The 13,226-nt window shown below is 73.2% G+C and carries 9 protein-coding genes and 1 pseudogene; 4 read left to right on the top strand and 6 right to left on the bottom strand.

Annotated elements, in window-relative coordinates; all coding sequences use genetic code 11:
* Nucleotides 1-68: 68 nt before the first annotated feature.
* Together ABZ809_RS24485 and ABZ809_RS24490 are read left to right on the top strand one after the other, a co-directional pair.
* Entirely contained in the window at nt 69-1,259 is a 1,191-nt protein-coding gene (locus tag ABZ809_RS24485; protein WP_357564948.1) for an epoxide hydrolase family protein, read from the top strand.
* The gene (locus ABZ809_RS24490; RefSeq protein WP_357564915.1) at nt 1,259-2,374 is read left to right on the top strand and encodes a winged helix DNA-binding domain-containing protein; all 1,116 of its coding nucleotides are present in this window, start codon (nt 1,259-1,261) and stop codon (nt 2,372-2,374) included. The genes ABZ809_RS24485 and ABZ809_RS24490 overlap by 1 nt, the downstream gene beginning before the upstream one ends.
* A 3-nt stretch (nt 2,375-2,377) precedes the next feature.
* Here the strand turns inward: ABZ809_RS24490 and ABZ809_RS24495 are convergent, their stop codons facing one another.
* Both ABZ809_RS24495 and ABZ809_RS24500 read right to left on the bottom strand, forming a co-directional pair.
* Nucleotides 2,378-3,139, bottom strand: a complete 762-nt coding sequence (locus tag ABZ809_RS24495) for an N-acetyltransferase (RefSeq protein ID WP_357564916.1) — start codon at nt 3,137-3,139, stop codon at nt 2,378-2,380.
* A gap of 64 nt (nt 3,140-3,203) precedes the next feature.
* Entirely contained in the window at nt 3,204-4,466 is a 1,263-nt protein-coding gene (locus ABZ809_RS24500) for an FAD-dependent oxidoreductase (RefSeq protein WP_357564917.1), read from the bottom strand.
* Nucleotides 4,467-4,599: 133 nt separating this feature from the next.
* Between ABZ809_RS24500 and ABZ809_RS24505 the strand changes: the two genes are divergently transcribed.
* On the top strand, nt 4,600-6,165 hold the full coding sequence (locus tag ABZ809_RS24505; protein WP_357564918.1) for a helix-turn-helix domain-containing protein: 1,566 nt from the start codon (nt 4,600-4,602) through the stop codon (nt 6,163-6,165).
* 45 nt (nt 6,166-6,210) lie between these two features.
* On the opposite strand, the gene ABZ809_RS24510 is transcribed toward ABZ809_RS24505, so the two are convergent.
* The 4 genes and pseudogenes from ABZ809_RS24510 to ABZ809_RS24525 all read right to left on the bottom strand — a co-directional run bounded on the left by ABZ809_RS24510 (nt 6,211) and on the right by ABZ809_RS24525 (nt 12,395).
* On the bottom strand, nt 6,211-8,415 hold the full coding sequence (locus ABZ809_RS24510; RefSeq protein WP_357564919.1) for an ATP-dependent RecD-like DNA helicase: 2,205 nt from the start codon (nt 8,413-8,415) through the stop codon (nt 6,211-6,213).
* Nucleotides 8,416-8,780: 365 nt separating this feature from the next.
* On the bottom strand, nt 8,781-9,023 hold the full coding sequence (locus ABZ809_RS24515) for a hypothetical protein (protein WP_357564950.1): 243 nt from the start codon (nt 9,021-9,023) through the stop codon (nt 8,781-8,783).
* Between the two features lie 118 nt (nt 9,024-9,141).
* A pseudogene (locus ABZ809_RS24520) lies at nt 9,142-9,534 on the bottom strand (ATP-binding protein); the annotation flags it as partial.
* A gap of 353 nt (nt 9,535-9,887) precedes the next feature.
* Nucleotides 9,888-12,395 carry an Ig-like domain-containing protein gene (locus ABZ809_RS24525; RefSeq protein WP_357564920.1) on the bottom strand — a complete coding sequence of 836 codons (2,508 nt, stop codon included), beginning with the start codon at nt 12,393-12,395 and terminating at the stop codon, nt 9,888-9,890.
* 197 nt (nt 12,396-12,592) lie between these two features.
* Here ABZ809_RS24525 and ABZ809_RS24530 point away from each other — a divergent pair, with 197 nt between their 5' ends.
* The gene (locus tag ABZ809_RS24530; protein WP_357564922.1) at nt 12,593-13,147 is read left to right on the top strand and encodes a hypothetical protein; all 555 of its coding nucleotides are present in this window, start codon (nt 12,593-12,595) and stop codon (nt 13,145-13,147) included.
* Nucleotides 13,148-13,226 lie beyond the last annotated feature (79 nt).

Here is a 13,226-nt window from a genome sequence, read left to right on the forward strand (position 1 = left end):
GCCGGTTAGGAACGATCCTGACCTAACCGGCGCCTAGCGTGGTGGCCGTGACGAATTCCGATTCCGAGATCCGGCCCTTCCGCATCGAGATCCCGCAGGAGCAGTGGGACGACCTGACCGCCCGGCTGGCGAACACCCGCTGGCCGGTGCTGCCCGACGTCGGCTGGAGTCGCGGCGTGCCCGTGGCCTACCTGAAGGGTCTGGCCGAGCGCTGGCGCACCGGCTACGACTGGCGGGCCCACGAGGCGGAGCTGAACAGGATCCCGCAGTTCGTCACCGAGATCGACGGGCAGCGCGTCCACTTCCTGCACGTGCGCTCGCCCGAGCCGGACGCGACGCCACTGATGCTCCTGCACGGGTGGCCGGGCTCGATCCTGGAGTTCGTCGACGTCATCGGCCCGCTGACCGACCCGCGCGCGCACGGCGGCGATCCGGCCGACGCGTTCCACCTCGTCGTCCCGTCCCTGCCCGGGTTCGGGTTCTCCACGCCGCTGGCGGCGCCGGGCTGGGGCAGCGAGACCATGGCCACGTCCATGGTGCGGCTGATGAGCCGGCTCGGCTACGAGCGCTACGGGGTGCAGGGCGGGGACACCGGCTCCTACGTCGCCCCGGCCATGGGCCGGCAGGCCCCGGAGCAGGTGCTCGGGGTCCACGTCAACGCGCTGGTCACCTACCCGGTCGGCGCCGAGGGCGAACTCGACGGGCTCACCGACGCCGAGCAGCGGCGCCTGGCGGCGATGGAGAGCTACAACGACGGCTACCTGCAGATCCAGGCCAAGTCGCCGCACACGCTGGCGTACGGGCTGCACGACTCGCCGGCCGGACAGCTCGCGTGGATCGTCGAGATGTTCCACCGCCTGACCGACCGCCCCGCCGACGAGCCCCTCGAGGCCGTCGTCGACGCCGACCGGCTGCTCACCAACGTCAGCCTCTACTGGCTGACCGGCACGGGCGGATCAGCGGCGCAGGTCTACTACGAGGACATCACCGCGAACGCGTGGAGCGACGCGGCGGGCGGGTGGGACGACACCGGGGCGGACGGCGACGCCGCCGGTGGCTGGGCGGCCACCGCCGTCGGCACGGTGCCCACCGGTGTGCTGGTGTCGACCGCGAAGGACGTCACCATCCGCCGGTTCGCCGAGCGCGAGCACCACGTGGTGCACTGGTCGGAGTACGACCGGGGCGGGCACTTCTTCGCCCTGGAGCAGCCCCGGCTGTTCACCGACGACGTACGCGACTTCTTCCGGAAGGTCCGCTGATGGGCACCCGCCGGCAGGGGCCCCCGGCGGCGACCGAGGTGCTCGGCCGGCGGGCCCTCAACCGGGCCACGCTGCACCGGCAACTGCTGCTGCGGCGCGGCGGGACCGGGGTGGTCGAGGCGGTCGAGCGGATCGCCGGCCTCAACGCCCAGGGCCCGAACGACCCCTACCTCGCCCTCCACTCGCGGCTGGCCGGCGGCACGCTCGCCGACCTCACCCGGGCGATCGAGGACGGCCACCTGGTGCGCTCGTGCCTGCTGCGCGCCACCCAGCACCTGGTCAGCGCCGACGACTTCCGGTGGCTGCGCCCGCTGCTGGACCCGCTGCTGGCCCGGGTGCAGCGCAACGTGTTCGGTCGGCGTACCGCCGGGGTCGACCTGACCGAGCTGGTCGCCGACGCCCGGGAGATCCTGGCCGGGCGTACCCTGACCCGCGCCGAGCTCGGCCGGCGACTCGCCGAGCGTCGCCCGGCCGCCGACCGCACCGCGCTCGCGTGGTCCGCGCAGTACCTGCTCCCGTTACTGCACCCCGCGCCGAGCGGCACCTGGGACACGCGCGGCGCCACCCCGCTCGTGCTGGCCACCGAGCGCCTCGGGCCCATGGCACGCCCCGATCCACGGCGGCTGGTCTCGCGATACCTGGCCGCGTTCGGGCCCGCGACGACCGCCGACCTGCGGACCTGGTCGGGCGTCAGCGGGCTGCCGCAGGTCGTCGCCGACATGGCCGGCGAGCTGCGCGCCTTCCGCGACGAGTCGGGCCGCCGGTTGTACGACCTCCCCGACGCGCCCCGGCCCGACCCGGACACGCCGGCGCCCGTACGGCTGCTCGCCGGCTTCGACAACCTGCTGCTCGCCCACGCGGACCGGACCCGCCTCATGACCGACGAGATCCGGCGCCGGGTCTGCGTGGCCGATCTGATCATGCCCACCGTGCTGGTCGACGGGATGGTGGCCGGCACCTGGGAGCTGGACCGCCGCGCCGGGCTCGTCACCGTCGTGCCGTTCGCCCGGCTGCGACCCGCCGACGCGGACGCGGTGGCCGCCGAGGGGCACCGGGTGCTCCGGCTCGCCGCGCCCGACACGACGCCGCACGACGTGCGGATCGCACCGGCCTGACCCCTACGGGCGAGGCGGAACCCGGAGCGGGTGCCTGACCCAGACGTTGGGCTCGACGTAGACGGCGTGGTCGTGCGCCACGTCGCAGTGCACCGGCACGAGGGCCCCCGGCACGTGCACCGGCCCGGTGGTGTCGAACGGCAGGCCCGTCCAGCGACGCCAGTCGGCGAGCGTGCCGGCGATCGTCATCGACCGGGTGGCGACGCGTTCGATCCGCCCGCCCGCGCGCACGTGCACCCGCAGCCACGGATCGACCGGCAGGCCGTCCTCGCGGACCCGCGCGGCGTACTCGGTCATCGGCAGCTCGGGTCGGGTGTGCTTGCCGCTCGGGCGGACCGGCGCGACCAGCGTGTCGTAGCCCAGCTTCGCGACGGCCTCCCGCATGGCGGTGAGCATCAGGGCGGACAACCCGGTGCCGCGGTGGTCCGGTCGGATGCAGATCTCCAACGCCGAGACGATGTTGGTGGTGGTGCCGGTGAGGCGGTTGACGGTGGCCCGCTGGATCACCCGGTCCCAGCCGCCGTCGGGAAGCTCGTCCTCCGTCCAGCGCAACGGCACGGCGTACGCCCGGGCCACGGGGCGGCCGGGCTCGGCGGAGTCGACGGCGGCGAACACGAACTCGGGATACAGGTCGTGGGCGACGCCGTAGTACACGGCGCCCATCGGGTCCCACAGCATGAACGGCGGCCACGCCCCGTCGAAGCCTTCGTCGAGGGGCTGGGCGAGGTCGGGACGGTCCGCCAGGCTCACGATGTCGAGGGTCACGGCGGCAACGTAGGGCGCCCGGCCGTCAGCCGCACGTCATTTTCGCGGCCTGGTCCGACCGCCGTCAGCGCAGCGGATCGAAGGGGCGCAGCTCCACGGGCTGTCCGCCGCCGGTGATCTGCGCGGCGAGCAGTTCGCCGGTGAGCGGGCCGAGGGTGATGCCCCACATGCCGTGGCCGCCGGCGGCGAAGACGCGCGGTGACCCGGTCCGGCCGATCAGGGGCAGGCCGTCGGGGGTGCAGGGCCGCGAACCGACCCACTCGTCGGTGCGGGCGTCCAGGTCGGCACCCCGCAACAGCGGCCGCGCGGCGTCGGCGATGGCCGCGACCCGGCGCCGGTCCAGCGGAGCCTCCGCGCTGCGGAACTCCATCATCCCGGCGACGCGCAGCCGGTCGCCCAGCGGCGTGCAGGCCACGCGCTGCGCCGGGAAGTAGACCGGGCCGGCCGGCAGGTGCTCGATCGCGACGCTGAAGCTGTAACCGCGGCCGGCCTGCACGACGGTCCGGACGCCGAACCGTCGGGCCAACTGGCCGAGCCACGTGCCGGTCGCCAGCACCACCGTGTCGTACCGTTCGTCGGTGCCGGCGGAGGTCACCACCCGGACGCCGGTTGCCTCGTCGCGGACGTCCACGACGTCGACCCCGGCCACGATCGCCCCGCCCCGGGCGCGGACGGCGTCGGCCAGCGCGTGCACGTACTGCCCGGGATTGACGTAGCGCTGGTCGTGCAGGCGGATGGCGGCGCCGACGGCGTCCGACAGCGAGGGCTCCACCTCCCGGGCCTCGGCCCCGGTCAGGACGTCGAACTCGATGCCCTGGCCCGCGGCGTGGATGTGCGCCAGCTCGTCGAGCAGGACCGACCGTTCGGCCTCGGTCCGGTACGCCGCGACGAACGACTTCGCGTCGTGCGTCGGCGCCGCGACCCCGCCGGCCGCCAGCGCGTCGAACGCCGCCAACGCCCGCCGGTTCATCGGGATGAGGGCCCGCATCGCGGCCTGCCATTTCGACGACGTGCTGTGTCGCGTGAAGCCCGCCAGGAACCGCAGCAGCCGCGGATCCGCGCGGGGCGGCACGTAGACCGGCGAGGACGGGCTCAGGACGGCGCGCAGCCCGTAGCGCAGCACGGCCGGCTCCGGCAGGGGAGTGGTGATGCCGGGAGTGAGCCAGCCCGCGTTGCCCCACGACGCGCCCGCCGCCACCCCCGTACGGTCGAGCACGGTGACCCGGACCCCCCGCTCCTGCAGGAACCAGGCGGTGGCCAGCCCGACCATCCCCGCGCCCACGACGGCGACGTGCTGGGGGGCGGGCACTGACTCGACGGGGGACATCGCGTTCTCTCCTTCAGGGGCAACCGGGATCGGCCAATCCTGTCCCCGCCGGGCCGGGAGGTCATTGTTCGTTCCGACCAATGATTGCCCTGGTCATTGGCCGTGCCGGACAAGGCCCGGGCACAATCGCGTCATGCTCACCGTGGCTGGCGTGGTGGAGGCGGCCGGCGCCGCGCTGCTCAAGATCGTCGTCCCCGCCGACGACGCGGAGGTCCGCGACGTGACCATCGCCGAACTCGACGACGCCACGACCGGCCGGAGCGGCGATCTCGTCCTCGGTGCGGGCGTCGCGACACCGGAGCAGGCGCGTACCGTCGTCGCGCGCTGCGACGAGGCCGGGGCCGCCGGCCTCGTCCTCAAGCCTCCGCTGGCCTCGCACCCCGACGTGACGTCGGCCGCCGCCGAACGGCGCCTGACCCTGGTCGAGTTGCAGCGCCACGGCTCCTGGGCCCAGCTCGTCTGGCTGCTGCGCGGGATGATCGACCGGGCCGTCGCGCCCGGCTCGCCGGAGACCGGTGAGCCCGGCGTCTACGACGAGCTGTTCGCCCTCGCCGACGCGACCGCCGCCGTCGTCGACGCGCCGGTGACGATCGAGGACGCCCAGTCCCGGGTGCTGGCCTACTCGTCGCGGCAGGACCGGGCCGACCCGGCGCGCGTGTCGACGATCGTCGGACGACGCGCTCCCGGCGACGTGGTCGCCCACTTCCGGTCCCGTGGCGTCTTCCGCAGGCTCGCGACGGGCAGCGGGTTGATCTTCGTACCGCAGGGGCCGGACGGGACGCTGCCCCGGCTCGTCGTCCCGATCCGCGCCGGTGGCGAGCTGCTCGGCTCGATCTGGGCCGTCGTCGAGGGCCCGGTGCCGGACGCGCGGTTGCGTGATCTCCAGGGCACGGCGTCCGTGCTGGCCCTGCACCTGCTCCGCCTGCGGGTGCAGGCCGACGTCGCGCGCCGGGTGTCGGCCGACCGCCTGCGGGCCGTCCTGCGGGCCCCCGGCCGGACCGGTCGGGAGGAACTGGCCCTCCCCGAGGGACCGTGGCGGGTCGTCGCGCTCGGCGGGACGGGGGAGATGGTCGACAACCTCGCCCTGTGGGAGTCGATCACCCGCCGGCACGGCTGGCGCCAGCCGCTGCTCGCCGACGTCGGAGACGTGCTGTTCGCCGTACTCGTCGACAAGGGCGGGGCGCCCGGGTCCCGGCGGTGGATGGAGAAGCTGGTCCACGACGTCGCCGTGCACGACCCGGGGCTGCACGCGGCGTCCGGCGGCGTCGCCCGCGACCTGACGGACCTGCCGCGATCGCGGGCCGAGGCCGCGGAGCTGCTCGCGCTGCGCGACCCGGCCGGGCAGCGGGGGCCGGTGCTGCGGTTCGAGGACCAGTGGGCGGAGGTGGTCGTGCACCGGGTGGTCGGCACGGTGCCGAGCGCCGACCTGCTGGTGGGCGGGCCGTTGCCCGACCTCGTCGCGCACGACCGGGAGCACGGCACCGACTACGTCGCCACGGTCGGCGCCTGGCTCGACCAGCAGGGTGACCTGAAGCGGGCCGCCCGGCAGTTGCACGTGCATCCCAACACGCTCCGGTACCGGATGCGCCGGCTCACGGAGGTCGTCGCCGTCGACCTGGGGTCGCCGCGTGCGCGACTGGCGTTGCAGATCCAGCTCGCGGCGCTGGGCCACGCGCCGACGCCCCGCCCGGTGGCGTAGCGGGCCCGACGCCGGGTCGACCGCGGTCGGGAGCGCCGGGTTCGCTCAGGCGAGGCGATGGTCGAGGGCGGTGTGCCGGCGCCCGGCGCCGACGGTGCGGACGGCGGCGGCGAGCGCGCGGCGGGAGCCGACCAGGACGACGAGCTTCTTGGCGCGGGTGACGGCGGTGTAGAGCAGGTTGCGTTGCAGCATCATCCAGGCGCTGGTGGTCAGCGGGATGACCACGGCCGGGTACTCGGAGCCCTGCGAGCGGTGGATGGTCACGGCGTACGCGTGGGCGAGTTCGTCGAGTTCGTCGAAGTCGTAGTCGATGCTCTCGTCCTCGTCGGTGCGTACGGTGAGGGTCTGCTCGTCCGTGCTCAGGGCGGTGACGATGCCGACGGTGCCGTTGAAGACGCCGGCCTGGCCCTTGTCGTAGTTGTTGCGGATCTGCGTGACCTTGTCGCCGACGCGGAACACCCGCCCGCCCAGGCGCCGCTCCGGTTGCCCGTCGCGGGCCGGGGTGAGGCGCTGCTGCAGCAGCGTGTTCAGGGCCGCGGCACCGGCGGGGCCACGGTGCATGGGAGTGAGGACCTGGATGTCGCGGCGCGGGTCGAGGCCGAATCGGGCGGGGATCCGGGTGTAGGCGACGTCGACGGTCAGGGCGGCGGTGGCCTCGGTGTCGTCGCTGGCGAACAGGAAGAAGTCGCGCAGGCCCTCCAGCCGGGGCGGCTTGCCGGCGTTGATGCGGTGGGCGTTGCTGACGACTCCCGACTCCGCGGCCTGGCGGAAGATCTGCGTGAGCCGGACCCGGGGGATGGCCGGGGCGGCGAGCAGGTCCCGCAGGACCTCCCCGGCGCCGACGGAGGGAAGCTGGTCGACGTCGCCGACGAGGAGCAGGTGCGCGCCGGGCGGGACGGCCTTGACGAGCTTGTTGGCCAGGATGAGGTCGAGCATGGAGGCCTCGTCGACGACGAGGAGGTCGACGTCGAGGGGGTTGTCCCGGTCGTGGCTGGCCTCCCCGCCGGGGCGTAGCTGCAACAGCCGGTGCACGGTGGCCGCCGGATGCCCGGTCAGCTCCGACAGTCGCTTCGCGGCGCGACCCGTCGGCGCGACGAGGGTGACCTTGGCCTTCTTCGCCGCGGCGAGTTCGACGACGGACCGGACGGTGAAGCTCTTGCCGCAGCCGGGGCCGCCGGTCAGCACGGCGACCCTGGAGGTGAGGGCGAGCCGGACCGCCTGCTCCTGTTCGGGGGCGAGGTCGGTGCCGGTGCGGGCCCTCAACCAGGCGAGCGCCCGTCCCCAGTCGACGTCGGCGAAGTGGGGCAGCCGGTCGGCGCGGTCGCGCAACAGCCGCAGCAGGGAGCCGGCCAGGGACTGCTCGGCGCGGTGGAACGGCACCAGGTAGACCGCCGACGTCGGCTCGCCGTCCGGCCCGGGCAGCGTCTCGCGGACCACGCCCTCCTCGCCGACGAGTTCGTCGAGGCAGGCGGTGACGAGGTCGCCCGCCACGTTGAGGATCTTGGTGGCGTCGGCGACCAGTTGCGAGTCGGGCAGGTAGCAGTGCCCGTTGTCGGTGGCCTCGGAGAGGGTGTACTGGAGGCCCGCCTTGACCCGCTGAGGGCTGTCGTGCGGGATGCCGACGGCCTGGGCGATGGTGTCGGCGGTCTTGAACCCGATGCCCCACACGTCGGCCGCCAACCGGTACGGCTCGTTGCGGACCACAGTGACGGAGGCGTCGCCGTACTGCTTGTAGATCCGAACGGCCAGCGAGGTGGACACGCCGACGCCCTGGAGGAAGACCATCACCTCCTTGATCGCCTTCTGCTCCTCCCACGCCGCGGTGATCTTCGCGGTGCGCTTGGGCCCCAGGCCGGGCACCTCGACCAGCCGGGCGGGCTCCTCCTCGATGACCCGCAGGGTGTCCAGGCCGAAGTGCGCGACGATGCGTTCGGCGAACACCGGGCCGATGCCCTTGACCAGCCCGGAGCCGAGGTAGCGGCGGATGCCCTGGATCGTGGCCGGCAGCACGGTCGTGTAGGAGTGCACCTCGAACTGCCGACCGTACTGCGGGTGCGACGACCACCGCCCGGACAGGCGCAGGCTCTCCCCGGGCTGGGCGCCCAGCAGCGCCCCGACCACCGTGAGCAGGTCGCTGCCGCCACGGTCGGTGGTCACCCGGGCGACGGTGTAACCGGTCTCCTCGTTGACGTAGGTCAACCGTTCGAGCACCGCGTCCAACACGGCCAACGGGCGGGCGGGGGCAGTCACCGGCCCATCCTGCCCCCTGCCCCCGCAACGCTGCCGTCGGCCCGCGGGACGGCGGCGCTCCCGCACTGCCCGCCCCCGCCCGCAACGCCCCCGCGATCTTGCACTTGCCGCCCCGGCATAGCAGACATAGGCCGCAAGCGGTGGGCGTGAAGTGCAAGATCGCGGGACCAATGGACGCGGTCGCGCCGTGATTACCGGACTGCCTCGGAATGAAGGCGCGATGGCCCCAACGCCGATGCGTGCACCGCCGAGCGGCTCCGCTCTCCACCACCGGTGGTGGAGAGCGGAGCCTGGATTTCGCGAGGAGTGACGGAACCCGGCTGACGCCCTGCGCGCGAGACCCTCACGCCGGGATTCGCGTGACGTCAGCGCCAGCTGTCACATGCGTAGGCGGTTCCGTCGCTGTAGCCGATGCAGGAGCGGCCCGAAAGTTGGGTAATGGGGTAGTTCGACTTGTACCATCCGGACTGATCACCGAACGGCGGATTGCAGTCGGTCTCCGTGGAGCGCACGTGCCGGTGGGTCTCGTAGACGCCGTTGCGGTCCGCGTCGATCAGGTAGCCGATCTGCGCGATCCCGCACCATCCGTCGCCGTCCACGGTGTCCATCCCGAACGCCCTCACCCAGACCGTCGAGCCGGACGAGCAGATGTCGAAGTCCGCATAGCACCTCCAGCCGGACCCGGGTGCCGGCGTCGGGCCGGGACGTCACCGTCGCCCGTCCACCGATCCGCGCCAGGCGTTGCGTGATGGACTGCGACACCCCGCGCCGGTGCGGTGGCACCTGCTCCGGGGTGAATCCCCTGCCCTGGTCGGAGACCTCCACGACGATCCGGTCGTCCGCCCGCCGCACCACCAGCTCGGCGGTGTCGACGCCGGCATGCCGGGCCACGTTGGTCAGCGCCTCCCGCGCCGCCGCGCTGATCGCGGTGGCCCGCACCGCCGGCATCGGTACGGCTGCCGGCGAGCGCACCCGCACCGCGACCGGCGCCTGCCGCGCCACCTGGTCCAGCAACCGCACCAGGTTCGTGTCGTCGTCGGAGTGGTCCGGCTGCGCGGCGAGGATCTCCAGGTCCCGGGCGGCCTGCTCGGCCAGCCACGGCTCGGTGCCGTCGACCATCCGGGTGCCGACCGCCAGCAGTGTGGCCGCCGCGGTGTCGTGCAGCTCACGCAGGTCAAGGCCGTGGTGCGCATGACGACGGCGTACCGGCGGCCCAACCGGTGCAGCTCGCGTTCGGTGGCGCCTTCAGGCCCCGGTGGTGGGGGACCCGGTCGCCGCCGTCTCATGTCGGTGTCGCGTTTCTCCGATTCGAAGCGGGCTTTCCCGGACGGTGGGTGATGCGCGGCAACGGCAGCGCCCCCGTCGGCTGGGGAGGCCCGGTCGTGACGTTCACCCCACGTCAGCGTAGGTGAGACATCGACCCCTGTCCGTGGCTAGTCGCATTCAGGTCAGAGCCGGGCGCTCGTCGCACCTCACGCCACGGAGTGGGTGACCACCGTGGTGTACCTGCCGGTGACCAGGGAGTAGGGCAGCTGCAGGGTGAGTTCCGGCACCCAGGAGACGGTGTTGGGTCCGCTGCCGCCGGTCCAGCGCGCCGCGGTCTGGGCGGTGCCGAGCGGAGCCCCGGGCTGCGGGACGAAGGTGCCGGTCCCGGTGGTGCCGACGGACGGCCCGGAGGCGTAGCTGATGCCGGTCCGGGGCACGGTCCGGCCGGGGCTCCCGTCGCCGGTGGTGAGGTCGGTGATGGAGACGGTGGCGGTCCAGCTCCCGGAGGCCGTGCCACGGTCGTCGACGACGGTGACGAGCCCGATCGGGCCCATGGTGTTCGGGGCTCCGGCGGAGACTGCGGGCAGGGCGGCGGAGTCGGGGGCGAGGATCGACAGGCCGGTGGGCCCGGCCGTGACGGTGATGGTGACGGTGCCGGTGGAGGTGCCGTTGCCGGGATCGGTGACGCGGTAGGTGAAGGAGTCGGTGCCGGTGAAGTTCGCCGCGGGCGTGTAGACGCAGGCGGCGGGGTCGCAGGTGTAGCTGCCGTGCGCGGTCGCTCCGCTGCCCGGTACGACGGTCAGGCGGTCGCCGTCGATGTCGGTGTCGTTGGCGAGCACGTGGACGACCACGGCGGACCCGCTGGTGGTGGCGGCGGTGTCGGCCGTCGCGACGGGCGGGTCGTTGACCGGGCTGACGGTGACGGTGACGGTGGCGGAGGCCGAGCGGGCGCCCGGGTCGGTGGCGGTGTAGCCGAAGCTGGTCAGCCCGTTGAAGTTCGCGGGCGGCGTGTAGGTGCAGACGCCCGCGGTGGTGCAGGTGACGCCGCCCTGACCGGCCGGGGGCTGGGTCACGGCGAAGGTCAGCGTGCCGGCCTCGGGGTCGTCGACGTACGTCGTGAGGTCGATGGTCAGGGGCGTGTCCTCGCCGGTGCTGACCGCCGCCGGCGAGGCGACCGGTGGGTCGTTCACGTCGGTGCGGGTGGGATCGGTGGCCCCGGGGGCGCTCGGGTCGTCGGTCAGGTCGGTGTAGCTGGTGCTGCTGGTCGGCGACCCGTAGGTGATCGTCGCCTGGCTGCTGATGATCACACCGACGGGGCTGGGGTCGGCGACGCGTACGCGGAATCGCAGGACTGCCTGCGTGCCCGGGGCCAGGACGCCCCCCGCGGTGGCGGTGGCGCCGGTGCCGAGGTTGAAGTGCAGCCGGTTGTTGGCGCTGTCGAGGCGTGCGGGGTCGTCGCCGGCGGCGTCGGTGCGGGCGACGCCGTTGATGGAGAGCGTGCCGGGTTGGTAGGTCGCTCCGTTCGGCAGAGGGCTGCTCACCTGCACGCCGGTGGCGTTCTCGCTTCCGGTCGAGTTGACGGTGATGGTGTATTCGAGCGTGTCGCCCGGGTTGACCGTGCTGCCGCCGCCGACGCGGGCGACGGTGTTGGTGGCGGTGATGTCCGGCTCGAAGATGTCGATCACGGTGAACAGGGCGATGGCCTCGTACGACTCGCCGCCGGTGGTGAAGGCGACGGTCGCGCTGGTCTGGCTGTTGCCGATGGAGCCGGCGGGCGCGGCCAGGTAGTCGACGTCGAAGCCCAACTGGTTGACGTGGTCGGGGCTCTTGCCGCTGACCCGGCTGCCGAGCCTGGTGATCGAGCTGTTGAAGAAGTTGGTGGCGGGGTTGAGGCTGTCGGTCAGCGCGACACCGTTGAAGGAGACGGCGTCACCGGTGGAGGCGAGGTCTCCCTCGGCGGCGACCGCGCCGATCCGCGCGTTCACGGTGCCGGTGCTCGGGGTCCGGAACCCGGAGATGGTGGTGCTGACCCGGTTGTCGGCGGTGCTTCCGGCGAGCTCGGCGTAGCCGTCGAAGATGGCCAGGTTGCGCAAGGGTTGCGTGGTGTCGCGGATGGCGGCGACGATGGCCCACCCGCCCCGCGCGTTCGTGCCCATCGTCGTGGTGAGGCCCCCGACGGTGTAGCTGCCGCTGGCCCGCACGAGCGCGGTCACCTCCGCGAAGGCGGAGTAGGGCACGCCGCCGGTGGTGGCGATGGCACCGGTGCTGACCTGCCCCTGCACCTCGGTGTACGCGCCGCCGGGCGCAGCCAGCTGGATCCGCTGCCGGAAGGGGTTGGTGGCGGTGGCGCTCCCGGTCCAGTAGAGGCCGGCCCACAGCACCGTCGCGCCGGTGGGGACGGTCAGCGTGGCCCGGCTCGAGTTCACGGTCGAGACCGTGGTGTCCACGTCGACGTACTGGGAGGTGTAGTTGTTGTTGTTCACCACGGCCCCCGCCTGCGCCGCCGCGCAGGTCGGGCTGCCCACCACCGCCACCGCGAGGCAGGTGACGAGGGTGTTCCCCGCGAAGATCACGTCGCCCCGTTCCGAGGCCTGGAACCGCGGCGCGAACGGCCGCACCAGGGCGGCCTCGGCGGGCCGTGCCGGAACGACCAGCCCGGCCGCGACCGCCATCAGCAGCGCGACGCCCTGGAACAGAAACCGCCTGCGCCTCATCGGGTGATCAGATCCTTCCGCCTACGCGTCCGGGTGACGCGTTCTCTCCACCAACGAGCCGAACGTCAAAACGTCACAAACGGGATATAATGTGTCGAAGGCGACACATCGGTCTCATGTGGCAAATAGGGTATGGGCACTAGCGATCAGCGGCAGCCGCCCTCGGCGTCGCTCATGACCGAGAGAGTGAGAACACCATGCGTCTTACCCGTATCGCGGTGGGGGCGGTGGCCGCGTGCGCGAGCCTGGCCCTCTTCGCGTCGCCGGCCGTGGCGGCACCGACCGACACCACCGTGGTCACCCTGAACGTGGTCGGTGCCGGGCTCGACATCGAAGCCCCGGAGGCCGCCTTCCTCGGCAGCGCGCTGCCCGGCACGACGCTCGCCGGGTCGATCGGCACGGTACGCGTCACGGACCGGCGGGGCTCCGCCGACGCCTCCTGGACCGCGTCGGTCACCTCCACCCACTTCGAGACCGGCGGCGGCACTCCCACCGAGCGCATCCTGGCCAGTGACATCGACTACTGGTCGGGCCAGGGCGCCGAGCAGCAGGGCACCGGCACGTTCATCCCCGGCCAGCCGACCGCCAACGACGCCCAGCCCCTGGACACGGTGACCCCGCTGGTGGCCTTCCGGCACGTCGGCGGGACCGGCGTCAACAGCGTCGCCTGGTCGCCGAACCTCAGGGTGAACATCCCCGCGTCGGCGGTGGTCGGTACCTACACCGGGACGGTGACTCATTCGGTGGCCTAGCCGGGCCGGGGCGCTGGCACTGCTCGTCATCGGTGCCAGCGCCCTGACCGGGTCCGTCGCGGCCGCCGAGCCGTCGGAG

Source organism: Micromonospora sp. NPDC047074 (assembly GCF_040643815.1).
In the GTDB taxonomy this organism is placed as follows: domain Bacteria; phylum Actinomycetota; class Actinomycetes; order Mycobacteriales; family Micromonosporaceae; genus Micromonospora.